Genomic DNA, 26136 nt, shown 5'->3' with positions numbered 1-26136 from the left:
GCGTGAGAGCGCTCCCGCAGAACGTGGTGGGAGCGGTCCCACGACGGGCGCCGGTGCCGGCGACCCGACGGGAGCGGCGACGTCGCCGCGGATGACGAGGGAGTCACAGTGCGCAGGAGCACGCGCAAGACCTGGGTGGCCGTGGCCGGAGCGGCGAGCGTCGCCCTGCTGGCGACGGCGTGCGGCGGCGGGTCGGACGACGCCGCTGGCGACGAGGGCTCGGACGGTCAGATCACCCTGACCATCTCGACCTTCAACCAGTTCGGCTACGAGGACCTCCTCAAGCAGTACGAGGAGGAGCACCCGAACATCACGATCGAGCACAACAAGTTCGGCAAGTCCGACGACGCCAAGGAGCAGTTCCAGACGGCGCTCGGCGCCGGCTCGGGCCTCGCGGACGTCGTCGGCGTCGAGGTCGACTGGCTGCCGCAGATGATCCAGTACTCGGACCAGTTCACCGACCTGACCAGCGACTCGGTCGAGGGCCGCTGGAACAAGTGGACCACCGACCAGGCCACCACCCCCGACGGCGCGCTGCTCGGCTACCCGACGGACATCGGCCCGGAGGCCATCGCCTACCGCGCCGACCTGTTCGCGGCCGCAGGCCTCCCGACGGACCGCGAGGCCGTGGCCGAGCTGTTCGGCGGCGACGACGCCACCTGGGACGACTTCTTCGCGGTCGGCGACCAGTTCATGGCCGCGGGCACCGGCCCGGCGTTCTTCGACTCCGCCGACGCGCTGGCCCAGGGCATGATCAACCAGGTCGAGGTGCCGTTCGAGGACCCCGACTCCGGCGAGATCATCGCGCTCGACAACCCCGAGATCCGCGACATCTACGACACGATCCTGTCGCACGAGGACCAGTCCGCGGGCCTCAAGCAGTGGGAGACCGACTGGACCAACGCGTTCCAGAGCAACGGCTTCGCGGTCGCGCTCGCCCCGGCCTGGTTCCTGGGCAACATCGAGGGCAACTCGGCGGGCGTCGAGGGCTGGGACATCGCCAACGTCTTCCCCGGCGGCGGCGGCAACTGGGGCGGCTCGTTCCTCGCCGTCCCGACGATGTCGAAGCACCAGGAGGAGGCCAAGGCGCTCGCCGACTGGCTGACCGCCCCGGAGCAGCAGCTGGCGGCGTTCGCCGTCAACGGCAACTTCCCGAGCCAGATCGAGGCGCAGCAGTCGGACGAGCTCCAGGGCATGACCCGCGAGTTCTTCAACGACGCGCCGACCGGCCAGATCTACACCGACCGGGCCGCGGCCATCTCCGTCGCCCCGTTCAAGGGTGAGAACTACTTCACCATCCGCACCGGCCTGTCGGACGCCTTCAACCGCGTCGACGTCGACAAGTCGATGACCCCCGAGGAGTCCTGGAAGGGCTTCGAGGACGCGGTCGCCGCGATCGGCTGACCCCACCGGGCCGGGCCGCCGGGACTCCCGGCGGCCCGGTCCGTCGCGCGGGCACCACCCGCGCCCGCACCGCACGACCCCGGCCCGCCCGCACGAAGGATCCCCATGGCCACCCAGACGGCGCCCCCCAGGGGCGCGGCACCGCGCAGCGACGACGACCGCGCGCCCCGGAAGATCGGCTTCAAGCAGACGCTGGGCCGCTGGGACGTGAAGGTCTCGCCCTACCTCTACATCTCGCCGTTCTTCCTGCTGTTCGCGGTGGTCGGCCTGTTCCCGCTGCTCTACACCGGCTGGGTCTCCCTGCACGAGTGGAGCCTCATCGGCGGCCAGGGCGACTTCGTCGGCCTCGACAACTTCACCTTCGTGCTCGGCCAGACGTTCTTCTGGAACTCGCTGCGCAACACCTTCAGCATCTTCCTGCTGTCCACGGTGCCCCAGGTGATCGCCGCCCTCGTCATCGCCGCGATGCTGGACGCGAACCTCCGCGCGAAGACGTTCTGGCGGATGGGCGTGCTGCTCCCCTACGTCGTCGCCCCGGTCGCCGTCGGCCTGGTGTTCTCGCAGATGTTCGCCGACGGCTCGGGCATGATCAACTCCCTGCTCGGCCAGATCGGCATCGACCCGATCGGCTGGCACAAGGACGCGTTCGCCTCGCACATCGCCATCGCGTCGATGGTGAACTTCCGCTGGACCGGCTACAACGCGCTGATCCTGCTGGCCGCCATGCAGGCCATCCCCCGCGACATGTACGAGGCCGCGACGCTCGACGGCGCGAACCGCGTCCGGCAGTTCTTCTCCATCACCGTGCCGATGGTCCGCCCGACCATGATCTTCGTGATCCTCACGTCGACCATCGGCGGCCTGCAGATCTTCGACGAGCCCCGCATGTACGACGCGACCGGCCTCGGCGGCTCGAACGGCCAGTGGAAGACCGTGACGCTCTACCTGTACGAGCTGGGCTGGAACAAGCAGCAGCTCGGCCGGGCCGCGGCGGTCGCCTGGCTGCTGTTCCTGATCATCATCATCTTCGCGCTGATCAACAACTTCCTGACCCGGCGCATCGCCTCCGCGGACGACATGAGCCGCACCGCGAAGGCCGCCCGCAAGCAGAGCCGCCGCGCCTCCCGCGACCTCGCCCGCCGGGTCAAGCAGACGTCCGACGCCGCGGTCCCCGCGGCCGCACCGACCGAGGTGGACCCCCGATGAGCGCCCCGTCCGTCCCCGTCATCGCGCAGACCGCCGGCAAGGGCGCGGCCCGCGCGGCGCAGCGCAAGCGCAACAAGACCAACGGCGGCGCCGACCGCCGGCCGGGCTGGGTGACCTACGTCGTCCTCGGCGCGTTCCTGCTGATCTCGGCCTACCCGCTCTACTACACCTTCCTGCTGTCGTCCTCGACGTCGGCCGAGGTGGCGCAGAACCCGGTGCCGTCCCTGATCCCCGGCGGCGAGTTCTTCACGAACCTGCAGCGCGTCTTCGACGCCGACATCGACCTGGTGAAGGCGACCGGCAACTCCCTGGTCGTCGCCGTGATCACCAGCCTGTCCGTGGTGTTCTTCTCGACGCTCGCGGGCTACTCGTTCTCCAAGCTCCGGTTCCGCGGCCGCGGCCCGCTGCTGGTGTTCGTCATCGCGACGATGGCCGTGCCGACCCAGCTCGGCGTCGTCCCGCTGTACATCGTCATGCGCGAGCTCGGCCTGACCGGCAACCTGCTCGCGGTGATCCTGCCCGCGATGGTGACCGCGTTCGGCGTGTTCTGGATGACCCAGTACCTCGACTCCGCGCTCCCCTACGAGCTCATCGAGGCCGCCCGGGTCGACGGCGCGTCCATGTTCCGCACGTTCTGGTCGGTGGCGCTGCCCGCGGCCCGGCCCGCGGCGGCGATGCTGGCGCTGTTCACCTTCATCACCTCGTGGACGAACTTCTTCTGGCCGTCCATCGTGCTCGGCAACCAGAACCCGACACTGCCGGTGGCGCTCAAGCTCCTGCAGGCCGGCTTCTTCCAGGACCTGCCGCTGATCATGGCCGGCGTCGTCCTGTCGATCATCCCGCTGCTCCTGCTGTTCGTCGTCGCCGGCCGCCAGCTGGTCGCGGGGATCATGGCCGGGGCCGTCAAGGGCTGACCGCTACGCTTCGCGCGGGGCCCGTCCGCGGGCCCCGTGCAGGGGCGCGCGTCCGCCGGTGCCCCGCGCACGGGCACCACCCGACCGTCACGAGGGGGCGATCCACCGTGATCGACCAGTCCGCCATCCCGTCGGCGACCCACCCGGCACCGACCCTCGAGCAGGTCGCGCTGCGTGCGGGCGTCTCCCGGTCCACCGCCTCGCGCGCCATCAACGGCGGCGACCGGGTGTCGCCCGAGGCCATGGAGTCCGTCGCCGCGGCGGTCGCCGACCTGGGCTACACGCCGAACCGCGCCGCGCGGTCGCTGGTGACCCGGCGCACCGACTCGGTCGCGCTCGTCGTGCCCGAGCCGGACGAGCGCGTGCTGTCCGACCCGTTCTTCGCCGGCGTCCTCAACGGGGTGTCCACCCCGCTCGCGCTGGCCGACCTGCAGCTGCTGCTCGTCATCGCGCGGCCCGGGGAGTCCGAGCGGACCGCCCGGTACCTGCGCGCCGGGCACGTCGACGGCGCCATCGTGGTGTCGCACCACCGGGACGACGCCATCGACCACGCGCTCCAGTCGTCCCGGCTGCCGACCGTGTTCATCGGCCGGCCGCTCGTCGGCGGCGAGTCCGCGGCGGTCGTCGACACCGACAACGTGCGCGGCGGGCGGATCGCCACCGAGCACCTGGTCCGGCTCGGCCGGCGGCGGATCGCGACCATCGCCGGCCCCGCCGACATGTCCGCGGGCATCGACCGCCTCGCCGGCTGGCGCGCCGCGCTCGCCGAGGCGGGCCTGCCGGACGACGCGGTGGTGCACGGCGACTTCACCGTCGACGGCGGGGCCGCGGCGGCGCGCGAGCTGCTCGCCCGGTTCCCCGACCTCGACGGGATCTTCATCGCCTCCGACCTCATGGCGGCGGGCGCGCTGCCCGAGCTGGCCGAGGCCGGCCGGGACGTCCCCGGCGACGTGGCGGTCGTGGGGTACGACAACTCGGGCCTGGCCACGACCACCAAGCCGAACCTCACGACGGTGACGCAGCCGGTGATCGCGATGGCGCGGGCCGCCGGCGAGGAGCTGGTCGCCCAGCTGCAGGGGCGCCACGCGCGCACCGAGGCCCAGGTGTTCGCCCCGGAGCTGGTCGTCCGCGGCTCGGCCTGACCGGCCGGGCACGCCCACGCGGCGCCGCGCCACCGCACCGCCGAGCGGCCGCGCCGCCGCTCGGCCGCGCCGCCGAGCCGCCGAACCGCCGAGCGAGCAGTCGACACGTCGAGCGAGTAGTCGGCGACTACTCGCTCGACGTGTCGGGTACCACCTCGACGCGCACGCGGCGCCCGAGCCCGCCGGGCGGCCGCGCCCGCCGGGCGCCCGAGCCCGCCGGGCGCCCGAGCCGCGAGCCGGGGCCCGCGCGGCACCCCCGAAGGCGCCGCGCGGCGCCGCCGTCAGCGCGTCGGGTCGACGTGCCCGAAGCGGTGGCGGGTGCGGGACACCGCCTGCTCCCGGACGACCGTCATGAGCTCGCGGCGTCCGCTCGCCACGACCGGTGCGTCCAGCACCGTCACCTCGCCGGTGCGGGTGACCGCCGCGGCGCGCAGGCCCGGCGCCGACCCGACGACCCGCACCCGGCCGGTCACCTCGCCCGCGGCGACCCGCGCCGCGAACGCCTCGTCCGTCTCCTGCGGCGCCCGGCTCACCGTCACCGGCACGCCGGCGGTCCGCGCCGCCGAGAGCACGCGCAGCACGTCGCGCTCCCGCCCGTCGGCCCCGACCCGGACGGTCAGGTGCGGCACGGGGCGGTGCCGGAGCGCGTTCTCCTCGGACGCCAGCCCGGACGGGTCGTGCGCCACGCCGAGCTCGTCGCGCCACACCCGCGCGTCGTCGGCGTGCGCCCAGGCCAGCCAGGCCTCGTCGTCCAGAGCGGCCACCTCCGGGGCGTCGGACCACGCGCCGAGCTGCGCGACGTACGACGGGCCGCCGGCCTTGGCGCCGGGGCCGACGACCGAGGCCTTCCAGCCGCCGAACGGCTGCCGCTGCACGATCGCCCCGGTGATGTGCCGGTTGACGTAGGCGTTGCCGACCTCGACCCGGTCGAGCCAGTGCGCGATCTCCGCCTCGTCCAGGGAGTGCAGCCCGCCGGTGAGGCCGAGCGCGACGGCGTTCTGCACGGCGATGGCCTCGTCCAGGGTGTCGACCCGGATGACGCCGAGCACCGGGCCGAAGCACTCGGTGAGGTGGAACCAGGACCCGGGCCGCACGCCGTGCTTGACGCCGGGGGTCCACAGCCGGCCCTCCTCGTCGAGGCGCCGCGGCCGCACGAGCCACGCCTCGCCCTCGTCCAGCGTGGTCAGCGCCCGGAGCAGCTTGCCCGACGCCGGTTCGACCAGCGGGCCCATCGTGGTGCCGAGGTCGTCGGACCAGCCGACCTGCAGCGACGACACCGCGTCGGCGAGCTGCCGGCGCAGCCGGTCGGAGGTGCCGGCCGACCCGACGAGGATCGCCAGCGACGCGGCCGAGCACTTCTGCCCGGCGTGCCCGAACGCCGACCGCACCAGGTCCGCCACCGCGAGGTCCACGTCGGCCGACGGCGTGATGATCAGGGCGTTCTTCCCGGAGGTCTCCGCGAGCACGTCGAGGTCGGGCCGCCAGCCCGCGAACAGCTGCGCCGTCTCCAGCGAGCCGGTCAGCACGACCCGCGCGACGTCCGGGTGCGTGACCAGGCGACGGCCGACCTCCCCCTCGGGCGACAGCACCACCTGCAGCGCGGCCTCCTCGACCCCGGACGCGTCGAGCGCCCGCTGGACGGCCGCCCCGGCGACCCGGACGCACCGCGGCGTCTGGGGCGCGGGCTTGATCAGCACCGGCGACCCCGCCGCGAGCGCCGCCAGCATCGAGCCGACCGGGATGGCGACCGGGAAGTTCCACGGCGGGGTGACGACGGTGACCCCGTGCGGCCGGAACACCGCGCCCGGGACACGCCCGTCGGCCAGGTCCTCGGCGCGGTCGGCGTAGTAGCGGGCGAAGTCGACGGCCTCGCTGACCTCGGGGTCGGCCTCGGCGACGGTCTTGCCGCCCTCGTGCACCATCGTGGCGACCAGGTCGCCCCGCGCGGCCTCGAGCTCGTCGGCGGCGCGACGCAGCACCGCGGCGCGCTCGGCGGGGGTGCGCGCGGACCAGGCGGGCGCCGCGGCGACCGCCCGGGCCACGACCGCGTCCACCTCGGCCTCGGTCCCGACCTCGACGGCGCCGGCCGGCGGCTCGACGTCCGCGGCGACCAGGCGGGCCGCCCAGTCCCGGGACTCGGCGACGGCCGGGTCGCTGTCGGCGGCGTTCCGGAACGCGCCCGGCTCCGGCGACGGGGCCGCCGGGTCGCGCGGCAGCCGGCGGCGCTCGACCGGCACCCGGTCCGCGCCCGCCACCGACGCGAGGAACGCGTCCTCCTGGGACGCGATCCCCTCGTCCGGGCCGTCCCCGCCGGCGAACAGCGCGTGCAGGAAGTTCTGGTGCGCGGCGTTCTCCTCCAGCCGGCGCACCAGGTAGGAGATCGCGACGTCGAAGTCCTGCTTCGCGACCACCGGCGTGTAGAGCAGCACCTGGCCGACCTCGCGCTGCACCGCGCGGGCCTGCGCCGGGGCCATGCCCTGCAGCATCTCGATGTCGAGCGCCTCGGTCACCCCGCGGTGCGCGGCGAGCAGGTGGGCGTACGCGACGTGGAACAGGTTGTGGCTCGCGACGCCGACGCGCAGCGCGGGCGTCCGCTCGGGGTCGAGGGCGCGCCGGACGAGCCGGACGTAGTGCGCGTCGACGTCGGGCTTGCCCGCGTACGGCGCCTGCGCCCAGCCGTGCAGCTCCGCCTCGACCTGCTCCATCGCGAGGTTCGCGCCCTTGACCAGCCGCACCTTCAGGCGCGCGCCGCCCGCCTCGACCCGGCGCCGGGCGATCGCGGTGACCTCGTCGAGGGCGTCGGAGGTGTCGGGCAGGTACGCCTGCAGCACGATGCCCATCTCGGCGCCGCGCACCTCGGGGTCGTCCACCAGCTCGTCGAACACCCGCACCGTCAGGGCGAGGTCGCGGTACTCCTCCATGTCGAGGTTGAGGAACGTGCCGCTCGCGGCCGCGGCGCGGTAGAGCGGGCGCAGCCGGTCGACCACCCGCCGCACGCTGCCCTCGGTGTCCCAGGTCGACAGCTGGCTGGCGACGGCCGAGACCTTGATCGACACGTAGTCGACGTCCGGGCGGGCGGCCAGCTCGGCGACCCGGTGCAGCCGGCGGTTCGCCTCGTCCTCGCCGAGCACCGCCTCGCCGAGCAGGTTGAGGTTGAGCCGGAAGCCCTCCCGCCGCGCGCGCGCCAGGTGCGGGCCCAGGCCCGGGCCGGCGTCCGCGACGAGGTGACCCACCAGCTGCCGCAGCCGGATCCTGGCCGCTGGCACGACGGCCGACGGCAGCAGCGCGGCGACCTTCGCGCCGACGCCGAGCAGCGCCCGGTCCACGCCGCCGAGGAACGCCGCGGCGTCGGCGGCCCGGTCCCCGAGGGCGGCGAGCTCGGCCGCCGCGACCCGGGCGTCCTCCGGGCGGGCGACCCGGTCCACGAACCGCACCGCCAGCTCCAGGCCCGCGGGGTCGGCGACCAGCGCGGCGAGCCGGCCGGTGGCCCGCCGCTCGGCCGGGGTCTCGTCGGCGGCGGTCGCGGCCATCCAGCGGTGCGCGAGGGCCACGGCGTCCGCGGGCAGGTGGTCGGGCGCGGGGGCGGCGGCGGGGTCGGCGGCGCCGGCCGCGGCGGCCGGGTCGTGGGTCGTCGTCATGGCGGGATCCTTCCCGAGCCGCCCGCGGCCCGTCTTGCACGGATCGGCCGGGCCACCGGGCCCGATCCGTGACACGTGCGCGTCACGCGCAGCACCTACGCTGCCCCCGACATGGAACGCCGTCCAGCCCACCTCGCCGCCGACGCCCCCGGCGCACCCGGCGCGCCCGCGGCGCCCGCGGCGCCCGCCGCGCCCGACGCCCCGGGCGCCGCCGCCCGTGCCCTGCTGCGGGCCCTCACCCCCGCGCTGCTCCGGCTCTGCGACGACCTCACCGGCACGATGTTCTGCGCCAAGGACGTCACCGGCCGGTACGTGGTGGTCAACGACGCGTTCGTCCGCCGCACCCCCGAGCGGTCCCGCCGCGCGGTCGTCGGCAGGACGGCCGCCGAGCTGTTCCTCCCCCACCTCGCCGAGCGGTACGACGCGCAGGACCGCGACGTGCTCGCCACGGGCCGGCCGCTGCACCGCGAGCTCGAGCTGATCCGCCGCCCCGGCGGCCCGCCCGGCTGGTACCTCACCTCCAAGGAGCCGGTGCGCGACGACGCCGGCGCGGTCGTCGGGCTGGTGAGCATCTCCCAGGCGCTGCGCGCGGGCGACGCCGACGTGGCCACCGTCGAGGCGCTGTCCCGGGTCGCGGCGTTCGTGCAGGCGCGGCTCGCGGACCCGCCGACGGTCGCCGAGCTCGCCGGGGCGGCGGGCTGCTCGCCGTCGACGCTGGACCGCCGGGTGCGCCGGGTGTACGCGCTGTCGCCGCAGCAGTACGTCCTGCGGGCGCGGGTCGACCACGCGGCCGGGCTGCTCGCCGGGACCGACCTGCCGCTCGCCGAGGTCGCCGCGGCGGCGGGGTTCTACGACCAGGCCTCGTTCACCCGGACGTTCGGGCGGCTGACCGGGGAGACGCCGGCGCAGTTCCGCCGCGCGGCGCGGGCGGTCGCGGCGTCCGGGGGTCCCGCGACCGCGCCCGCGCCGCCCCCGGTCCCGCCGCTGCCGTGGCCCCGCGCCGCGGGCTGAGCCACGATGGACGCATGACACCCGCTCCGCAGATCCCCACCGTCACGATCACGGGCGGCGAGATGCCGCTGCTCGGCCTCGGCACCTGGCAGTCCGAGGGCGGCGACGCCGAGCGCGCCGTGGTCGCGGCGCTCGAGCTCGGCTACACCCACGTCGACACCGCCACGGGCTACGGCAACGAGGCCGAGGTCGGCCGGGCGCTGTCCCTGGTCGACGTCGACCGCGACGCCGTGTTCGTCACCACCAAGCTGCCGCCGGACCACGCGGGCCGCGAGCGCCAGACGCTGCACGAGTCGCTGGCCGCGCTCGGCACCGACCACCTCGACCTGTGGCTGGTGCACTGGCCGCCGCACAAGCAGGCGACGCCCGCCACCTGGGAGCAGTTCATCGTCGCGCGCGACGAGGGCCTGGTCCGCTCGATCGGCGTCTCCAACTACTCGATCGCCCAGATCGACGAGCTGATCGCCGCCACCGGCGAGGCCCCCGCGGTGAACCAGATCCCGTGGAGCCCGGGCGACTACGACGCCGACCTCCTCGCGGCGCACGCCGAGCGGGGCGTCGTCGTCGAGGGCTACAGCCCGTTCAAGCGGACCGACCTCGACGACCCGGTGCTCACCGCGATCGCCGAGGCGCACGGCGTCAGCACCCGCCAGGTCGTGCTGCGCTGGCACGTCGACCACGGGATCGTCGTCATCCCGAAGTCGACCCAGAAGGACCGGATCGCCCACAACCTCGAGGCGCTGCGGTTCACGCTGTCCGCGGACGAGCTCGCGCAGATCGACGGCCTGGGCGGCAGGTGACCGAGCCGGACGCGCCGCCGCCGACCCGTCGCGCGGCCCGGGCACGCCGGCCCGGTCGCGCGACGGGTCGCGGGCGCCCGGCCGGGCGTGGCCGGCCGGCAGGTCGCGGGCGCGCCGTCGTCGCGGGGGCGACCAGCGCCGTGCTCGTGGCCGCCGTCGCGATCGCCGGCGTGCAGCTGCACCAGGGACGCGAGCGCGCCGCGCAGGCCGAGCAGCGGGCCGAGGCGATCGGGCTGTCGGCCGAGCTCGCCGCGGCCGAGGACGACTTCCTGGCCGAGCGGCGCGAGGCCGCCGTCGCCGAGGCCTCGCGCCGGGCCGCCCAGGCGGGACGCGCCGCCCGGGAGCAGGCCGCGGCCGAGGAGGCCGCCCGGGTCGCCGCGGAGCAGGCCGCCGCGGAGCAGGCCGCCGCCGAGGCCGCCCGCGCCGCGGAGGAGCGGGCCGCCGCCGACGCCGCGGCCGCGCGCGAGGTCGCCGGCACGGGGACCGGAGCCCCCGCCGGCGCGCCGGGCAACCCTGGCATCGCGGGGTGGGTCGACGGCCGCCCGGTCGACGCGCAGGGGAACGTCCTGTGGGTCACCTCGGTGCCGACCGCCGACGGCGACGGGTCGAACGGCCACATGCCCGCCTCCGCCATGTGCCAAGTGCCCTGGGGCACGGACCAGCTCGGGTTCGCCCAGTACCTGCGCTGCGACGCCGCCGACGCGCTCACTGCCCTGAACGAGGCCTTCCGCGGGCAGTTCGGCGCGTCGATCGACCTGGACCTGACCTACCGGTCGTACGAGGACCAGGTGGCGATGAAGGCGGCGTTCGGCGGGCTCGCGGCGGCGCCGGGGACGTCGTCGCACGGCCTGGGCACCGCGCTCGACGTCCAGGAGTGGGCCGGGACCTACGGGTTCGGCACCGCGCGGTACGACTGGCTGGTCGCGAACGGCCCTGCCTACGGCTGGTACGCCCCGGCCCGGGTCCGCCAGGGCCAGCCGTACGAGGAGTACTGGCACTTCGAGTACGGGCCGGGCCGCACGTCCTGACCGGGCCGCGCCCGCACCGGGCGCCCGGGCGCCCGGCGGTCCGGGCCGGTGCGCCCGCCACCCCGGACGCTCGGCGCCCGGCCCGGTGTGGCACAGTGACGAGGTACCCCGGCCGCCGCCGGCGGGGGCGGCGACGAGGCCGCGCCCGGGCTGCCGGACGCGATGCCCAGGAGGCCTCTGCATGACCGCGACAGCACCCGCCGGGACGCCCGCGTCGCCCACCCCCGCGACGCCCGCCCCGCGCACCTCCTCCCCCCTGACGACCGCGCTCGCGCAGCTGTCGTCGGCCGTGGAGCTGCTCGGCTACGACGACGGCCTGCACCAGATGCTCGCCACGCCGCGCCGCGAGCTGCACGTCGCCGTGCCGCTGCGCCGGGACGACGGCCGGATCGAGCTGCTGTCCGGCTACCGGGTGCAGCACAACATCTCCCGCGGCCCCGGCAAGGGCGGCCTGCGGTACGCCCCCGGCGTCGACATCGACGAGGTCCGGGCGCTGGCGATGTGGATGACCTGGAAGTGCGCGGTCGTCGAGCTGCCGTACGGCGGCGCCAAGGGCGGCGTGGCCATCGACCCGCGCGGCTACTCCCCCGCCGAGCTCGAGCGCGTGACCCGGCGGTACACCTCCGAGGTCATGCCGATCATCGGCCCGGAGCGCGACATCATGGCACCCGACGTGGGCACCACCGAGCAGACGATGAGCTGGGTGATGGACACGTACTCGGTCAACTCCGGGTACACGATCCCGGCCGTCGTCACCGGCAAGCCGCTCGCCGTCGGCGGGTCGCTCGGCCGGGCGACCGCCACCTCCCGCGGCGTCGTGCACGCGACCGCCGCCGCGCTGGCCGACGCCGGGACGGAGCTGTCCGAGGTGACGGCCGCGGTGCAGGGCTTCGGCAAGGTCGGCTCGCACGCGGCGCGGTTCCTCGCGGAGGGCGGTGCGCGCGTCGTCGCCGTCAGCGACCAGTACGGCGGCGTGCACCACCCGGGCGGCCTGGACGTCGCCGCGCTGCACACCCACGTCGCGGAGACCGGGTCGGTGGTCGGCTTCACCGGCGCGGACCCGGTGACGAACGCGGAGCTGCTGGCCCTCGACGTCGACGTGCTGATCCCCGCCGCGACCGAGGACGTGCTCGACGAGGACACCGCCGCCGCGGTCAAGGCGCGCTGGGTGGTGGAGGGCGCGAACGGCCCCACCACCAGCGCGGGCGACCGGGTGCTCGCGGACCGCGGGATCACCGTCGTCCCCGACATCCTCGCGAACGCCGGCGGCGTGGTGGTCTCGTACTTCGAGTGGGTCCAGGCCCAGCAGGCGTACTGGTGGACCGAGCGCGAGATCGAGGACCGGCTGGAGCAGCGGATGCGCTCGGCGTACGCGGCGGTGGCGCAGCGAGCCCGGGCGGACCGCATCACCCTGCGGGACGCGGCGCTCGTCATCGGCGTGCGGCGGGTGGCCGAGGCGCACCAGCTGCGGGGGCTCTACCCCTGATCGGCGGGACGCGCGGCGGGGCGCGCGGCGGGGCGCGCGGCGGGACGCCCGGCGGGACGCCCGGCACCGCTCCGCGGCTGTGACGCGGGACGCGGCCGGCTCGGGAAGGACCCGCGGGCCGGCCGCGTTGCCCCTGACGTGAGCACACCCGACGCCGCCCGCGCGCACCAGCCCGTCGTCCGCCCCGAGGTCCCGCTGTCCGTGCTGGACCTGTCCCCCGTCGGGACCGGGGCGACCAGCGCCGACGCCCTGGCCGACTCCACGGCGCTGGCCCGCCGCGCCGACGCCCTGGGCTACCGCCGGTTCTGGGTCGCCGAGCACCACAGCATGCCCGCCGTCGCGTCGACCTCCCCCGGCGTGCTGCTCGCGCACCTCGCCGCGTCGACCGAGCGCATCCGGGTCGGCTCCGGCGGCGTCATGCTGCCGAACCACCCGCCGCTGGTGATCGCCGAGCAGTTCGCCATGCTCGAGGCGCTGCACCCGGGCCGGGTCGACCTCGGCATCGGCCGCGCGCCCGGCGCCGACCCGATGACCGCCGCCGCGCTGCGCCGCACGGTCGAGGGCCTGGGCGCCGAGGACTTCCCCGCCGAGCTCCTCGACGTGCTGCACCTGCTCGGGCAGCCGCCCGCGGGGCGCGCCGCGTCGGCGGTCGCGCAGCGGCTGCGCGCCACCCCGGTGCCCGCCGGCACGCCGGAGGTCTGGCTGCTGGGCTCGTCGACGTTCAGCGCGCAGCTCGCCGGCGAGCTCGGCCTCCCGTTCTCCTACGCGCACCACTTCGGCACCGGCATCACCACGACCGCGGCCGAGGTGTACCGCTCGGCGTTCCGGCCGTCCGAGGTGCTCGACGCCCCGCACCTCATGGTGTCGGCGTCGGTGATCGTCGCCGAGTCGCAGGAGCGGGCGCAGTGGCTGGCCGGGCCGTCGAAGGTGATGGCGCTGCGGCTGCGGAGCCGGGGCGCGCTGGCGCCGATCGAGACCCCGGAGGACGCGGAGAAGCTGCTCGCGGACCTCGACCCGGTGCAGGCCGCGGAGTTCTTCGCGAAGGTGGCGGGCACCCAGATCGCCACCACGGCGGAGCCCGCCGCGACGGCGCTGCGGGAGCTGGTCGAGCGCACCGGCGCGGACGAGCTGATCGTCACGGCCACGACCCACGCGGTCGAGGACCGCATCGCCACCCTGGAGGCCCTGGCCGCCGCCTGGTGACCTGCGCCGGCGGCCAGGGCGGCCGGGGCGGCCAGGGCGGCCGAGCGCCGAGTGCGGTGGTCCGCGCCGAGTGCGGTGGCTGGATCTGCCGCGCTCGGCGGGAGGTACCGCGCTCGGCGAGCGGTGCCGCGCTCGGCGGCGCGCGCCGCGCGGTGGCAGGATCGGCGCCATGAACGAGGTCGTCGGGGGCACGTGGCGGTTCACCGAGGTCGCGGGCGTGCCGCTCGACGACGGGCCGGAGCGGGCGCACCCGTCGCTGACGTTCTCCGGGGACGGCCAGGTGTACGGCACCGGCGGCGTCAACCGGCTGCGGGGCACCTGGTCCTTCGCCCCGGACGGCGACGGCGACGGCGCCGACCCGGGCGAGCCCGAGCCCGACGACCCCGCGCCCGGCACCCGCACCGGCACCGGCACCGGCACGCTCACGTTCGGACCGATGGTCACCACGCTCATGGCCGGCACGCCCGAGCACATGGCCCGGGAGCGGGCGGTCCTCGACCTGCTGGCCCACCCCGTGCGCGCCGCCGTCGCCGACGGCGCGCTCGTGCTCGTCGACGGCGAGGGGCGGGTCAGCCGCCTGCTGCCCGCCCCCGCCGAGGAATCCGTCTAGCCGCGTCTCACGCGCGCGGCTGCCGCTCCGCCCAGTCCGCGAGCTCGACGCGCGGGCCGGTGTAGAACGGCACCTCCTCGCGCACGTGCCGGCGGGCGCCGGTCGCGCGGAGGTCGCGCATGAGGTCGACGATGCGGTGCAGCTCGTCGGCCTCGAAGCCGAGGATCCACTCGTAGTCGCCGAGGGCGAACGACGACAGCGTGTTGGCGCGGACGTCGGCGTAGTCGCGGGCGGCGTGGCCGTGCTCGCGGAGCAGCTCGCGGCGCTCCTCGTCGGACAGCAGGTACCACTCGTAGGACCGCACGAACGGGTACACGCACAGGTAGTCGCGCGGCGCCTCGCCGGCCAGGAACGCCGGGACGTGGCCGCGGTTGAACTCGGCCGGCCGGTGCATCGCCGCGACGGACCACACCGGGAGCAGGTGCGCGCCGAGCTCGCTGGCACGCAGCCGGTGGAACGCCTCCTGCACGGCCTCGATCGTCGGGGCCCACCACCAGACCATGAGGTCCGCGTCGGCGCGCAGGCCGGCGACGTCGTACCAGCCGCGGACGACCAGGCCCGCGGGGGCGTCGGGGCCGGTCAGCGCGGCGAGCGCGTCCTCGACGTAGCGCTTCCGCTCGACGCCGTCGGCGGGCAGCGGCTCGGTGGTCTCGAACACCGCGTACATCGCGTACCGGATCGAGGCGTTGATCTGGTCGGCGACCTCGGTGCTGTGCCCGCCGGCCGGCGGCGTCGTGGTGCTCATCGTGCTGGTGCTCCCTCGCTGGTGTCGTCCGCTCGCTGCTGGTTGATGGTGGGCAGGCCCGTGTCGACGCCGGCGCGCTGGAAGCAGCAGCCCACGGCGCACCGGTCCGGCCAGGCGCCGAGCACGCCGACGGTCGCCCGGTCGGGGTCCTCGCCGCGCTCGGCGGCCGCGCGCTCGAGCATCAGGTCGACCAGGCCCGCGACGAACGGCGCCCGGGTGGACGCGGAGCCCGCGCGCACCGCGGTGACGCCCAGGTCCCGCGCGGTGGCCATCGCCTCGGTGTCGAGGTCGTAGGCGACCTCCATGTGGTCGGAGACGAAGCCGATCGGCGACATGACGACGGCGGTCGTGCCGGCCTCCGCCCGCTCGGCGAGCACGTCGTTGATGTCGGGCTCCAGCCACGGCTGCGAGGGCGGGCCGGAGCGCGAGCAGAACGCCAGGCTCCAGTCCGGCGACACCCCGAGCTCGGCGGCGACGAGCTGCACCACCTCGCGGCAGGCGTCCTGGTGCTGGGCCTGGTAGCCGGGGCGGGCGGCGGCCGAGCCGGCCTCCATCGCGAGCGGGATCGAGTGCGTGACGAACAGCAGCGGCGCCTCGGCGGCGACCTCGGCGACCGGCCGGCCGACCTGCGCGGCGAGCTCGGTGAACGCCTCGACCACGGCGTCGGCGTTGGCGCGCACGAAGCCCGGGTGGTTGAAGTAGTGCCGGAGCTTGTCGACCTGGACGCCCGCGGCGGCCTCGGCGTCGGCGCAGCCCTCCGGCTCCCCCGCGACGCCCGCGAGCGCCGCGGCGACGTGCTCGCGGTACTGCCGGCAGCCGGAGTAGGACCCGTAGGCGCTGGTGACGACCGCGAGCACGCGGGACGCGCCGCGCTCGCGCAGGTCCGCCAGGGCGCCGTCGGTGTAGGGCTCCCAGTTGCGGTTGCCCCACGCGAGCGGGGTGTCGATGCCGCGCGCGTCGAGCTCGGCGCGCAGGGCGGCGAGCAGCTCGCGGTTCTGGTCGTTGATCGGGCTGCGGCCGCCGAACAGCGCGTAGTGCTGGCTGACCTCGACCAGGCGCTCCTCGGGGATGCCCTTGCCGCGGGTCACGTTGCGCATGAACGGCAGGACGTCCTCGGGCTTCTCCGGGCCGCCGAACGAGAGGAGGAGGAGGGCGTCGTACGGTGCGAGCGACGACGCCGTCACGGTGGGGGAAGACACCGCCTCATCATCCCACCGGCCTCCGCACCCGCCCGCCGGGAGGCCGACCACTCAGGCGTGATCTTGATACGACGGCTCGTCAGATCGCCGGGAGCTCGCGCGTCACCCCTTGACCGCCCCGCCCAGCCCCGCACCCCGGAGGAACAGCCGCTGGAACACGAGGAACAGCAGGACCGGGATCAGCGTCGAGATCGCCAGCGCCGCCATCAGCACCCCGAGGTCGGTGGTGGCCTGCAGCGACGGCAGCCGCACGGACAGCGGCTGGATGTCCGGGTCCCGCAGCACGAGCAGCGGCCACAGGAAGTCCTTCCACGACGCGATGATCGCGAACACCGACACCACGCCCAGGATCGGCCGGCTCATCGGCAGCACGATCGACCAGAACAGCCGGAACGGCCCGGCCCCGTCGACCCGCGCGGCCTCGAACACCTCCCGCGGCAGGCTGTCGAAGAACCGCTGCACCAGCAGCACGTTGAACGCGCTGGCCCCCGCGGGCAGCCACACGGCCCAGTAGGAGTTCATCAGCGACCGGCCGAGCACCGGCGGGTCGAGGATCACCAGGTACAGCGGCACCAGCAGCACGACGGCCGGCACGAAGAGCGTCGCCAGCACCGCCGCCTGCACGACCTTCGCGTACCGCGGCCGCAGCACCGACAGCAGGTAGCCGCCGGTCGTCGCGACCAGGATCTGGCTGGCCCACGCCCCCGCGGCCAGCACGACGGTGTTGAGGAAGTACCGGCTGACCTGCACGTCGTTCCAGGCCGCCGACAGGTTGTCCCACGCGATCCCGTTCGGGAACACCGCGAGCGGGGTGCGCAGGATGTCCTGCGTCGGCGTGACCGCGAACTTCGCGAGCAGCACCAGGGGACCGAGTCCGCACAGCACCAGCAGCGCGAGCAGCACCCCGTGCGACAGCCGCACCGACCGGCGGACCAGCGGGCGGCGCCAGTCGGCGGGCGACAGGGCGCCCCGGTCGGCCTCGTCGGGGCGCGGGCGGCGGTGGCCGGGGCGCGGGCCGCGACGGGGCCGGCCACCCTCCGGGACCGCGGCGGAGGTCGCGGCCGCGACCTCCGCAGCGGCGGCGTCGGCCGCCGTCGCGGGACCGGCGGGACTCGTCGAAGTCGTCATGTCTGGCTCCAGGACCGGGTGAGGCGGAAGTACACGACCGAGAGCACCGCGAGGAGGACGGCGAGCATGAGGCTCAGCGCGGTCGCCGCCCCGTAGTCGCCGCCGAGGCTCTGCCCGAACGCGTACCGGTAGACGAGCAGCAGCACCGTGATCGTCGCGTTCGCCGGCCCGCCGTCGGTGAACAGGTACGGCTCGAGGAACACCTGTGCGGTCCCGATGATCTGCAGGATGAAGGTGATGAGCAGGACGCCGCGCAGCTGCGGCATCGTCACGTGCCAGACCTTGCGCCAGACCGACGCGCCGTCGACCTCGGCGGCGTCGTACAGCTCGCCAGGGACGGAGGTCAGCGCGGCCAGGTAGATGATGATCGTCCCGCCGGCCGCGGCCCAGGTGGCCTCCAGCACCAGCGACGGCATCGCCCAGCCGGCGTCCTGCAACCAGGGCACCGGCCCGACGCCGACCCAGCCGAGCATCGTGTTGAACACGCCCTCGGGCCGCGCGTCGAAGAAGAACTTCCACAGCAGCACGGCGACGACCGGCGGGACCACCACGGGCAGGTAGGCGAGGGCGCTGTACAGGCCCTTCGCCCGGCGCACCTCGCTCATCAGCACCGCCGCGAGAAGCGGCACGGGGTAGCCGAGCAGCAGGGCGAGCGCCGCGAACCACAGCGTGTTGCCGACGGCGGTCGCCAGCAGCGGGTCGGCCAGCACCGTGCGGAAGTTGTCCAGGCCGACCCAGGCTGTGGTGACCAGGTTGGTCTCCTGCAGGCTCATCACGACGGCCCTGCCGATCGGCAGCCAGGAGAACAGCCCGAACACCACCAGCAGCGGCAGCGCGAAGACGAGCGTGCTCAGCCCGCCGCGACGGACCCAGGTGAGGGGGGTCCGCCGCGGCGAGGTGGCACGAGCCTCGTGGGTCAGGGCCACGTCAGCCCGCGTTCTTGTCGAGGATCGCCTGCACGTCCGCGTCCGCCTGCTCCAGCAGCGCGTCGATGTCGGCGTCCTCGTCGGTCAGCACCGCCTGGACCACCGTGTCCAGGGCGCCGTACAGCTCCTGGGTCGAGCCGGCCGGCTCCGGGACCAGCGGCTGGTCGAAGATGACGTCGGTGAACCCGGTCATCTGGTCGAGAGGCACGTTCACCAGGTCGGCGATCCAGGTCTGCGACTCGTCGTACTGCTCCTGGCTGAAGATCGGCAGCACCGGCGTGCCGACCGGCTGGTCCGAGGCCACGAGCGTCTCGGCGTCCTTGACCGCGGCGTCCTGGTCGGTGAGCTTGCGCAGGTAGTAGAAGTCGATCCACTTCACGGCGGCCTCCTTCTGCGCCTCGGAGGCCGAGGTGCTGACCGCGGCGAGCGTCCCGCCGCCGAGCACGCCCGCGTCGTCGCCCTCGAGCGGCACCGCGGTCAGGCCGTAGTCGTCGGGGTTGATCGCGTTGGTCTGCACCAGCGAGGTGTAGACGTCCGAGCCCGAGGTGAACATGCCGACCTGGCCCGCCGCGAACGCCTGGTTGATCGACGACCAGTCGAGCAGGAAGTTCGCGCCCATGGAGCTGTCCTCCCAGCGCAGGTCGTGCAGGTACTCGAGGGCCTCCTTCGTGCCCTCGTTGTCGAGCGTCGCGGTGTAGGTGCCGTCGTCGTTCGTCTCCTGGACCCGGCCGCCGCGGGCGTAGGTGGCGACGGTGAGCTGCCAGCCTCCCGTGTTGTTCTGCGTCATCGTGGCGTAGCCCGCCTGGCCGGTGGCGTCGGCGATCGCCTTCGCGTCCGCGCGCACCTCGTCCCAGTTGGTCGGTGGGTCGTCGGGGTCGAGGCCGGCCTGCTCGAACAGCGCCCGGTTGTAGTGCAGGCCGATGCCGTAGACCGACTTGGCCGGGATCGCGTACACCTTGCCGTCGGCGCCGGTGCCGGCCTCGAGGACGTTCGGGTTGAAGTCGTCGGCGTAGGGCAGCGCCTGGACCTGCGCGTCGATGTCGGCGAGCTGGCCGTTCTCGATCAGCGTCTTGCCGTCGGTGAACGGGATCTCGAAGACGTCGGGCAGCGTGCCGCCGGCGAGCTGGGCGGCGAAGGTCGTCGCCTTCCACTCGTACTCCTCGGGCTGCACGTCGATGTCCGGGTTCGCCTCCTCGAACTGGGCGACCTGCTCGTCGAAGGCGTCGAACGCCTCCTGCTCCGAGCCGGGCAGCAGGGACACGACCCGCAGGACGGTCTTGCCGCCCGACGTGCCGTCGCCCTCGCCGGCGTCGTCGGAGCCGCTGCTGCACGCGGCGAGCAGGGTGAAGGACAGCGCGCCGGTCAGGGCGAGCGCCGTCGTGCGTGAGGACCTCATCGTCACTCCTCGGGTCGGGTGGTGCGGTGGGTGGTGGGGTGGTCAGGCGGCGCGGAGCCAGGCCGCGGTGTCGGGGTCGAGCGCCGTGCCGTCGGTGGGGCGGCTGGCGAGCAGCACCCCCGCGTGCCGGGGCAGCGGGACGGCGCCGGCGGACAGGTTGACGACGCACAGCACGTCGCCGCGGGCGAACGCGAGCACGCCGGGTCCGGCGTCGAGCCAGCGCAGGTCGCCGTCGCCGAGGCCCGGCTCCGCGCGGCGCAGCGCGAGCGCGGCGCGGTACAGCCGGAGCATGGAGCCGGGGTCCGCCTCCTGGGCGGCGACGGTGCGGGGCGCCCAGCCGGCGGGCTGCGGGAGCCAGGGAGCGGCGGGCGCGCCGTCGGCCGCGGCCGGCGAGAACCCGTACGGCGGCCGGTCCCCCGACCAGGGCAGCGGCACCCGGCAGCCGTCCCGCCCGGGGTCCACGCCGCCGGACCGCTCGTGCATCGGGTCCTGCACCGCCTCGGGCGGCAGGTCCTCGACCTCGGGCAGCCCGAGCTCGTCGCCCTGGTAGAGGTACAGCGACCCCGGCAGCGCGGCGGTGAGCAGCGCGGCCGCCCGGGCCCGGCGGGTCCCGAGGTCCAGGTCGGTCGGGGTGCCCGCGCGCTTCGCGGCGAACGCGAACGAGGAGTCCGCCCGGCCGTAGCGCGTCACGGGGCGGGTGACGTCGTGGTTCGACAGCACCCAGGTGGCGGGGGCGCCCACGCCCCGGTGCGCGGCCAGGGTGCGGTCGACCGAGGCCCGGAGCGCGGCGGCGTCCCAGGGCTGGGCCATGACGTCGAAGTTGAACGCGGTGTGCATCTCGTCCGGGCGCAGGTAGGCCGCGAACCGCTCGGCGTCGTCCAGCCAGACCTCCCCCACCAGCACCCGGGTGCCCGGGTAGGAGTCGGCGACCTTGCGCCAGGCGCGGTAGACGTCGTGCAGCTCGTCGCGGTCGAGGTGCGGGTGGCCGCCGGGGGCCGGGCTGCTGCCCGCGGCCGGGAGCTCCGGCAGCGCCGGGTCCTTGACCAGCAGGGCGGCCGAGTCGACCCGCACGCCCGCGACGCCGCGGTCGAACCAGAACCGCAGCACGTCCTCGTGCTCGGCCCAGACGTCGGGGTGGTTCCAGTTCAGGTCGGGCTGCTGCGCGGTGAACAGGTGCAGGTACCACTCCCCCGGCGTCCCGTCCGGGTTCGTCGTGCGGGTCCAGGTCCCGCCGCCGAAGCTCGACTCCCAGTGCGTCGGGATGCCCGCGCCGTCCGGGCCGGTGCCCGGGTGGAACCAGAACCGCTCGCGCTCCGGAGAGCCCGGGCCGGCGGCGAGGGCGGCGCGGAACCACGGGTGCTGGTCCGAGACGTGGTTCGGGACGACGTCGACGATCGTCCGGATGCCGAGCGCCAGGGCCTCGGCGATCAGGGCCTCCGCCTCGGCGAGGGTGCCGAACGCCGGGTCGATCGCGCGGTAGTCGGCGACGTCGTAGCCGCCGTCGGCCATCGGCGACGCGTACCAGGGCGTGAACCACAAGGCGTCGACGCCGAGGTCCCGCAGGTACGGCAGCCGGCTGCGGACGCCCGCCAGGTCGCCGGTGCCGTCGCCGTCGCCGTCCGCGAACGAGCGGACGTAGACCTCGTAGATCACGGCGTCCCGCCACCAGGTGGGGTCGTCGTTCGGGGGATGCACCACGGCGTGCCTCTGCTCTCGGCCGATCCGCGGTCGTCGGTGACCGCGTAGCAGGGACACTAAATCCGGCGACGACGTCCGCGCAAGAACTCGACAGCACCGTTACCGAAACGCGACACATCGAGAGGCACAGGCGGGAGCGCGGGGCACGCGCCGCGTGCGGGGGCACGGGGCGCCGGGGCTCGGGCACGAGGACAAGGGCGGAGCGAGGTCGTCACAAGCGCGTGAGGTCGTCACTCGTCGCCGCCGACCTCACCTCGTTGTGACGACCTCACGGCCGCGGGGACCGCGGGCGCCGCGCGGGCGACGGGGCGGGGCGCACGGGCGCGGCGGGGCCGACGGCCCCGGCGGGTCAGGCGCCCGGGGCCGGCGCGGTGCTGCCGCGCACGACCAGCTCCGGCTCGAACAGCAGCTCGTCCGTCGACACCGGGTGCCCGCCGATCAGCCCGACCAGCAGGTCGATCGCCGCCCGCCCCATGGGCTCGATCGGCTGCCGCACGGTCGTCAGCGGCGGCTCGGTGCAGTTCATGAACAGCGAGTCGTCGTAGCCGACGACCGAGACGTCCTCCGGCACCCGCAGGCCGGCGCGGCGCGCGGCCCGGATGGCGCCGAGGGCGAGCGGGTCGCTCGCGCACACCAGTCCGGTCAGCCCCTGCCGGAGCAGCCGGGTGGCGGCGGCCTGCCCGCTCTCGAGCGAGTAGGCGCTGCGGGCGATCGCGTCGTCCGCCAGCTCGACCCCGAGGCGCGCGGCGGCGGCGCGGGCGGCGTGCAGCTTGCGCTCGGACGGCACGTGGTCGACCGGGCCCAGCACGAGCCCGATGCGGGTGTGCCCGAGCGACGCCAGGTGCCCGACGGCCTGCTCGACCGCCACCTCGTCGTCGCAGGACACCCGCGGGAACGGCAGCTCCTCGATCGAGGCGTTGATCAGCACGACCGGCAGGCCGCGGTCGGCGAGCAGGCCGTAGTGGTCGTGGTCGGCGCCGCGCTGCGCGAAGTTGCCGCCGGCGAACACGATCCCCGACACCTGCTGGGTGAGCAGCAGGTCGACGTAGTCGGCCTCGGACACGCCGCCCGCCGTCTGCGTGCAGAGCACCGGCGTGTAACCCTGCTGGGCGAGCGCGCCGCCCACCACCTCGGCGAACGCCGGGAAGATCGGGTTCTGCAGCTCCGGGAGCACCAGGCCGACCAGCCGGGCACGCTCGCCGCGCAGCTTGGTGGGACGCTCGTAGCCGAGCACGTCCAGGGCCGTCAGCACCGCCTGCCGCGTCTGCTCGGAGACGCCGGACCGGCCGTTGAGCACACGGCTCACCGTCGCCTCGGACACCCCGACCTTGTGCGCGACCTCCGCCAGCCGTCCAGCCATGCGCGCAAGTCTACGACGCGATCACGCAAGCGGCTTGCAGGCCGCGCGGCGCCGCGGTCAGGCGCTCGCCGCCGCCCGGGGGGCCACCGCCTGCAGGTGCTGCGCGATGTCCTGCGCCCAGCCCCGCACGGCGTCGAAGTCCCGGTGGTCGCCCTCCTTGGCGCGGGCGCCGGCGATGATCGCCCGCTCGGCGAACGCGAGCTCGCTGCGCAGCAGCCGCCCGGCGAACGCCCGGTGCCCGATCGCCCCGACGTCCTGCATGAGCGCGAGCAGCTCGTGCGGGCTGTTCGCGCGCGCCGCGGGCTGGGTCGCGAGGCCCGAGGAGAACACCCAGACGTGCCGCCGCCGCAGGTCCGCCGCCAGGCGCGCCGCGAAGTCGCGGGCCGCCGGCATCCAGTGCGCGGTGTACACCGCCGACCCGAGCACGACCGCGTCGTACCCGTCGAGGTCGGCGACGTCCTCCGGCGCGGCCTCGTGCACCACGTGCCCGTCGGCCCGCAGCACGTCCGCGACGGCCGAGCCGATCTCCGCGGTGGCACCGTGGCGCGAGGCCACCGTCACCAGGACGTTCATCGCTCTGCCCTCCAGCGGCTGTGTCGTGGCGGTCGTTCCCGGCCCCCTCCCGGCCCGGGACCGCCGACATCCATGGTCCGTCGCCGACCGGCCGCGGTCGTGGGCCGGAGGTCCCCCGGTGCGCGCGCGACGGCACGCCCCGACGCGCGTCCGGGCGCGCCGGCCTCAGGGAGCACCGGGGGCGTGACCTGCGGCGTCGTCGGCGCGGTCGAGGTCGGGGATGCCCGGCTGCGCGGCGCGCAGCGCGCCGGCCGCGTCGGTGAGCGCGGCGAGCTGCGCCGGGTCGAGGGCGCCGCCGACGTAGTGCGCGATCGCCTGGACGTGCCGCCGGCCGACCTCCCGCTGCAGGGCTGCGCCCTCTGCGGTGAGCCCGACGACCACGCCCCGCCCGTCGCCCGCGGCCGGCGCGCGCCGCACCCAGCCCGCCTCCTCCAGGCGCTCCACCATGCGGCTCAGGCTCGGCTGGCTGAGCAGGCTCGACTCGCCGAGGTCGCGCAGCCGCAGGCCCTGCGGCGCGCGGGACAGGGTGAACAGGACGTCGTACTCGCGCAGGGAGATGCGGTCCCAGATCGGGTCGCGCTGCAGCCGGCGCATGATCGCGACCTGCGCGCGGAACAGCTCCTCCCAGGCGACCGCGGCGGCCCGCACGTCCACCGCCGCACCGCCCGGGGCCGCACCCGCCGCACCCGCCGCGTCGTCCCGCACCGTCATCGCCGCTCCGTCCGCCGGTCCATGCGTTCGCATCTACCCACCCAACCGTCGCGGTGCCCCCGCTGTTCCGCACCCCGGCGGGCGGGCGACGCGCGCACGCGCCGCCCGGGCTCGCGGTTACGCTGGCCCGATGCAGAACGACGGCGTCCGCTCGACGTACGTGCTGGTCGACGGCGAGAACATCGACGCGACCCTCGGCTCCTCGATCTTCAACGGGCGCCCGACCCCCGAGCAGCGTCCCCGCTGGGAGCGCGTGCTGGAGTTCGCGCACCGCACCTGGGGCCAGCAGCCCAAGGGGTTGTTCTTCCTGAACGCCACCAGCGGCACGCTGCCCATGTCGTTCGTGCAGGCGCTGCTGGCGATCGGGTACCAGCCGATCCCGCTGGCCGGCGAGGGCAAGGTCGTCGACATCGGCATCAAGCGCACGCTCGAGGCGCTGGCGGACCGGCCGGGCGACGTGCTGCTCGCCTCGCACGACGGCGACTTCGCCCCCGAGATCGAGGCCCTGCTGGGCGGCGACCGCCGGGTCGGGCTGCTGGCGTTCCGCGAGTTCACCAGCACCGCGCTCAGCCACCTCGCCGACCGCGGCCTGCAGGCGTTCGACCTGGAGACCGACGTCAAGGCCTTCAACGTCACCCTGCCGCGGCTGCGGATCATCCCGCTCGACGAGTTCGACCCGCTGCGCTACCTCTGACGCCGCAGGGCGGGCAGAGTGGGCGCATGGCGACCACCGATCCCGCCTCCGTCCCGCCCGGCGAGCGGGTGCTGGTGCTGCTGCGCGCGGTGAACGTCGGCGGCACGTCCGCGCTGCCGATGGCCGACCTGCGGGCCGCGGCGACCGACCTCGGGCACGGCGACGTCGCGACCCACCTGACGACCGGCAACCTGCTGCTGGCGCCCGCGTCCGGCTCCCCCGCCGACGCGGCGGGGCTCGCCGCGGCGCTGACGGGCGACCTGCGCGACCGGCTGGGGCGCCCGATCGCGCTCACCGTCCGCACGCGGGCCCAGGTCGACGACCTGGTCGCGGCGAACCCCTACCCCGGCCCGGCGGCGAGCGACCCGGCGCACCTCGTCGTGGTGTTCCTGGACGGTCCGGCGCGGGCCGACGGGCGGATGGACCTGTCCGGCTACGGCCGCGAGCGCGGCACCTGGCGCGGCAGCGAGGGGTACGTGCACTACCCGGACGGCATCGGCCGGTCGAAGGTCACGGCCGGGGTGCTGGACCGGATGGCCGGGCGGACGGGCACGGCGCGCAACTGGCGCACGGTGCTGGCGCTGCAGGAGAAGCTCGCGGGCTGAGCCGCGGGCCGGGGTGCGGTCCGCCGCGCCGGTCCCCCGGTCTCGCTACCGTGGGCACATGACGACCCTGTTCACGCGCATCGTCGACGGCGAGATCCCCGGCCGGTTCGTCTGGGCCGACGACCGCGCGGTGGCGTTCGGCACCATCGCCCCGATCACGGACGGCCACGTGCTGGTCGTCCCGCGCGCGGAGGTGGCGTCGTTCACCGAGGCCGAGGACGACCTGCTTGCGCACCTCGCGGTCGTCGCGAAGCGCATCGGCCGGGCGCAGCAGACCGCGTGGGACGCGCCGCGCGCCGCGCTGCTGGTCGCCGGGTTCGAGGTGCCGCACCTGCACCTGCACGTGCTGCCCGCGTGGGGCGAGGGCGAGCTCAGCTTCGCGAACGCCCGGCACGACGTCCCGGCCGAGCAGCTCGACGCGGCGGCCGAGCGGCTGCGCGACGCCCTCCGGTCGGCCGGCCACGCCGCGCACGTCCCGGCCCGCCTGGACGCCCCGGCCCTCTGACCCCCGGCTCCCCCGCCCCCGCCCCGAGGCACCACCGGGCACCCTGCCTCGCCGCGCCACCCGCGCCACCCGCGCCGAATGGATCCCTCCGCACGGACTCGCCGGGGCGTGTCGGTGCGAAGGGATCCATTCGGACACCGAGAGGGCGACGGCG

The 26136-nt window shown here is 75.4% G+C and carries 23 protein-coding genes; 13 read left to right on the top strand and 10 right to left on the bottom strand.

Annotation, left to right across the window (positions count from 1 at the left end):
* The first annotated feature begins 108 nt into the window (after positions 1 to 108).
* The 4 genes from FS882_RS06580 (at position 109) to FS882_RS06565 (ending at position 4666) form a co-directional block, all read left to right on the top strand.
* On the top strand, positions 109 to 1404 hold the full coding sequence (locus tag FS882_RS06580) for an ABC transporter substrate-binding protein (protein WP_158372168.1): 1296 nt from the start codon (positions 109 to 111) through the stop codon (positions 1402 to 1404).
* A gap of 105 nt (positions 1405 to 1509) precedes the next feature.
* Positions 1510 to 2610 (top strand): carbohydrate ABC transporter permease, encoded by a 1101-nt coding sequence (locus FS882_RS06575; protein WP_187365167.1) that lies wholly within the window; start codon positions 1510 to 1512, stop codon positions 2608 to 2610.
* Positions 2607 to 3524: a carbohydrate ABC transporter permease gene (locus tag FS882_RS06570; protein WP_158372165.1), complete on the top strand. Its 918-nt coding sequence runs from the start codon at positions 2607 to 2609 to the stop codon at positions 3522 to 3524. The genes FS882_RS06575 and FS882_RS06570 overlap by 4 nt, the downstream gene beginning before the upstream one ends.
* A gap of 107 nt (positions 3525 to 3631) precedes the next feature.
* Positions 3632 to 4666 carry a LacI family DNA-binding transcriptional regulator gene (locus tag FS882_RS06565; protein WP_158372163.1) on the top strand — a complete coding sequence of 345 codons (1035 nt, stop codon included), beginning with the start codon at positions 3632 to 3634 and terminating at the stop codon, positions 4664 to 4666.
* A gap of 281 nt (positions 4667 to 4947) precedes the next feature.
* Here FS882_RS06565 and FS882_RS06560 read toward each other — a convergent pair whose 3' ends face one another.
* On the bottom strand, positions 4948 to 8304 hold the full coding sequence (locus FS882_RS06560; protein WP_158372161.1) for a proline dehydrogenase family protein: 3357 nt from the start codon (positions 8302 to 8304) through the stop codon (positions 4948 to 4950).
* A 111-nt stretch (positions 8305 to 8415) separates the two neighbouring features.
* Between FS882_RS06560 and FS882_RS06555 the strand changes: the two genes are divergently transcribed.
* The 6 genes from FS882_RS06555 to FS882_RS06530 all read left to right on the top strand — a co-directional run bounded on the left by FS882_RS06555 (position 8416) and on the right by FS882_RS06530 (position 14442).
* Positions 8416 to 9315 (top strand): AraC family transcriptional regulator, encoded by a 900-nt coding sequence (locus FS882_RS06555; protein ID WP_158372159.1) that lies wholly within the window; start codon positions 8416 to 8418, stop codon positions 9313 to 9315.
* 14 nt (positions 9316 to 9329) lie between these two features.
* The gene (locus FS882_RS06550; RefSeq protein ID WP_158372157.1) at positions 9330 to 10115 is read left to right on the top strand and encodes an aldo/keto reductase; all 786 of its coding nucleotides are present in this window, start codon (positions 9330 to 9332) and stop codon (positions 10113 to 10115) included.
* A 146-nt stretch (positions 10116 to 10261) separates the two neighbouring features.
* On the top strand, positions 10262 to 11143 hold the full coding sequence (locus tag FS882_RS06545) for a M15 family metallopeptidase (protein WP_158372155.1): 882 nt from the start codon (positions 10262 to 10264) through the stop codon (positions 11141 to 11143).
* 181 nt (positions 11144 to 11324) lie between these two features.
* Complete coding sequence (locus FS882_RS06540) at positions 11325 to 12629, top strand: Glu/Leu/Phe/Val family dehydrogenase (RefSeq protein ID WP_158372153.1); 1305 nt, start codon at positions 11325 to 11327, stop codon at positions 12627 to 12629.
* A 138-nt stretch (positions 12630 to 12767) separates the two neighbouring features.
* Positions 12768 to 13832, top strand: coding sequence for an LLM class flavin-dependent oxidoreductase (locus FS882_RS06535; RefSeq protein ID WP_262348116.1), 1065 nt, complete (start codon positions 12768 to 12770; stop codon positions 13830 to 13832).
* Positions 13833 to 14001: 169 nt separating this feature from the next.
* Positions 14002 to 14442, top strand: coding sequence for an META domain-containing protein (locus FS882_RS06530; protein WP_158372151.1), 441 nt, complete (start codon positions 14002 to 14004; stop codon positions 14440 to 14442).
* A gap of 7 nt (positions 14443 to 14449) precedes the next feature.
* Here the strand turns inward: FS882_RS06530 and hemQ are convergent, their stop codons facing one another.
* From hemQ to FS882_RS06485, 9 genes are all read right to left on the bottom strand, one after another.
* On the bottom strand, positions 14450 to 15187 hold the full coding sequence (hemQ, locus tag FS882_RS06525; RefSeq protein ID WP_158372149.1) for a hydrogen peroxide-dependent heme synthase: 738 nt from the start codon (positions 15185 to 15187) through the stop codon (positions 14450 to 14452).
* Positions 15184 to 16386: a ferrochelatase gene (locus tag FS882_RS06520; RefSeq protein ID WP_158372147.1), complete on the bottom strand. Its 1203-nt coding sequence runs from the start codon at positions 16384 to 16386 to the stop codon at positions 15184 to 15186. Before FS882_RS06520 ends, hemQ begins: the two co-directional genes overlap by 4 nt.
* A gap of 102 nt (positions 16387 to 16488) precedes the next feature.
* Entirely contained in the window at positions 16489 to 17514 is a 1026-nt protein-coding gene (locus FS882_RS06515; protein ID WP_158372145.1) for a carbohydrate ABC transporter permease, read from the bottom strand.
* Positions 17511 to 18440, bottom strand: coding sequence for a carbohydrate ABC transporter permease (locus tag FS882_RS06510; RefSeq protein WP_187365166.1), 930 nt, complete (start codon positions 18438 to 18440; stop codon positions 17511 to 17513). Before FS882_RS06510 ends, FS882_RS06515 begins: the two co-directional genes overlap by 4 nt.
* 1 nt (position 18441) lies before the next feature.
* Positions 18442 to 19836, bottom strand: a complete 1395-nt coding sequence (locus FS882_RS06505) for an ABC transporter substrate-binding protein (RefSeq protein WP_158372143.1) — start codon at positions 19834 to 19836, stop codon at positions 18442 to 18444.
* A 42-nt stretch (positions 19837 to 19878) separates the two neighbouring features.
* Positions 19879 to 21534, bottom strand: a complete 1656-nt coding sequence (locus tag FS882_RS06500; protein ID WP_187365165.1) for a glycoside hydrolase family 13 protein — start codon at positions 21532 to 21534, stop codon at positions 19879 to 19881.
* Between the two features lie 349 nt (positions 21535 to 21883).
* Positions 21884 to 22894 (bottom strand): LacI family DNA-binding transcriptional regulator, encoded by a 1011-nt coding sequence (locus FS882_RS06495; protein ID WP_158372139.1) that lies wholly within the window; start codon positions 22892 to 22894, stop codon positions 21884 to 21886.
* Positions 22895 to 22951: 57 nt separating this feature from the next.
* On the bottom strand, positions 22952 to 23467 hold the full coding sequence (locus tag FS882_RS06490) for a flavodoxin domain-containing protein (protein ID WP_158372137.1): 516 nt from the start codon (positions 23465 to 23467) through the stop codon (positions 22952 to 22954).
* A 165-nt stretch (positions 23468 to 23632) separates the two neighbouring features.
* Positions 23633 to 24178 (bottom strand): MarR family winged helix-turn-helix transcriptional regulator, encoded by a 546-nt coding sequence (locus FS882_RS06485; protein WP_158372499.1) that lies wholly within the window; start codon positions 24176 to 24178, stop codon positions 23633 to 23635.
* Between the two features lie 130 nt (positions 24179 to 24308).
* On the opposite strand from FS882_RS06485, the gene FS882_RS06480 reads away from it, so the two are divergent.
* Genes FS882_RS06480 through FS882_RS06470 form a run of 3 tightly spaced genes read left to right on the top strand, consistent with a single transcriptional unit; the run spans position 24309 to position 25982 of the window.
* Positions 24309 to 24872, top strand: coding sequence for an NYN domain-containing protein (locus FS882_RS06480; protein ID WP_154728273.1), 564 nt, complete (start codon positions 24309 to 24311; stop codon positions 24870 to 24872).
* A gap of 26 nt (positions 24873 to 24898) precedes the next feature.
* On the top strand, positions 24899 to 25477 hold the full coding sequence (locus tag FS882_RS06475) for a DUF1697 domain-containing protein (protein ID WP_158372135.1): 579 nt from the start codon (positions 24899 to 24901) through the stop codon (positions 25475 to 25477).
* Between the two features lie 58 nt (positions 25478 to 25535).
* A complete protein-coding gene (locus FS882_RS06470; RefSeq protein ID WP_158372133.1) occupies positions 25536 to 25982 on the top strand; it encodes an HIT family protein in 447 nt (148 codons plus the stop codon).
* Positions 25983 to 26136: the final 154 nt, after the last annotated feature.

It is taken from the genome of Cellulosimicrobium cellulans (assembly GCF_007679345.1).
In the GTDB taxonomy this organism is placed as follows: Bacteria; Actinomycetota; Actinomycetes; order Actinomycetales; family Cellulomonadaceae; genus Cellulomonas; species Cellulomonas cellulans_A.
Note: the sequence above shows the minus strand (reverse complement) of the source record. Positions and strands in the feature narration are given on the sequence as shown.

What these genes read in the sequence shown, in the direction of transcription:
- FS882_RS06550 (WP_158372157.1), top strand. Translation starts at nt 9,330, where the DNA reads ATGACACCCGCTCCGCAGATCCCCACCGTCACGATCACGGGCGGCGAG.
- FS882_RS06555 (WP_158372159.1), top strand. Translation starts at nt 8,416, where the DNA reads ATGGAACGCCGTCCAGCCCACCTCGCCGCCGACGCCCCCGGCGCACCC.
- FS882_RS06485 (WP_158372499.1), bottom strand. Translation starts at nt 24,178, where the DNA reads ATGACGGTGCGGGACGACGCGGCGGGTGCGGCGGGTGCGGCCCCGGGC.
- FS882_RS06540 (WP_158372153.1), top strand. Translation starts at nt 11,325, where the DNA reads ATGACCGCGACAGCACCCGCCGGGACGCCCGCGTCGCCCACCCCCGCG.
- FS882_RS06495 (WP_158372139.1), bottom strand. Translation starts at nt 22,894, where the DNA reads ATGGCTGGACGGCTGGCGGAGGTCGCGCACAAGGTCGGGGTGTCCGAG.
- FS882_RS06480 (WP_154728273.1), top strand. Translation starts at nt 24,309, where the DNA reads ATGCAGAACGACGGCGTCCGCTCGACGTACGTGCTGGTCGACGGCGAG.
- FS882_RS06560 (WP_158372161.1), bottom strand. Translation starts at nt 8,304, where the DNA reads ATGACGACGACCCACGACCCGGCCGCCGCGGCCGGCGCCGCCGACCCC.
- FS882_RS06530 (WP_158372151.1), top strand. Translation starts at nt 14,002, where the DNA reads ATGAACGAGGTCGTCGGGGGCACGTGGCGGTTCACCGAGGTCGCGGGC.
- FS882_RS06490 (WP_158372137.1), bottom strand. Translation starts at nt 23,467, where the DNA reads ATGAACGTCCTGGTGACGGTGGCCTCGCGCCACGGTGCCACCGCGGAG.
- FS882_RS06505 (WP_158372143.1), bottom strand. Translation starts at nt 19,836, where the DNA reads ATGAGGTCCTCACGCACGACGGCGCTCGCCCTGACCGGCGCGCTGTCC.
- FS882_RS06570 (WP_158372165.1), top strand. Translation starts at nt 2,607, where the DNA reads ATGAGCGCCCCGTCCGTCCCCGTCATCGCGCAGACCGCCGGCAAGGGC.
- FS882_RS06515 (WP_158372145.1), bottom strand. Translation starts at nt 17,514, where the DNA reads ATGACGACTTCGACGAGTCCCGCCGGTCCCGCGACGGCGGCCGACGCC.
- FS882_RS06575 (WP_187365167.1), top strand. Translation starts at nt 1,510, where the DNA reads ATGGCCACCCAGACGGCGCCCCCCAGGGGCGCGGCACCGCGCAGCGAC.
- FS882_RS06470 (WP_158372133.1), top strand. Translation starts at nt 25,536, where the DNA reads ATGACGACCCTGTTCACGCGCATCGTCGACGGCGAGATCCCCGGCCGG.
- FS882_RS06475 (WP_158372135.1), top strand. Translation starts at nt 24,899, where the DNA reads ATGGCGACCACCGATCCCGCCTCCGTCCCGCCCGGCGAGCGGGTGCTG.
- hemQ (WP_158372149.1), bottom strand. Translation starts at nt 15,187, where the DNA reads ATGAGCACCACGACGCCGCCGGCCGGCGGGCACAGCACCGAGGTCGCC.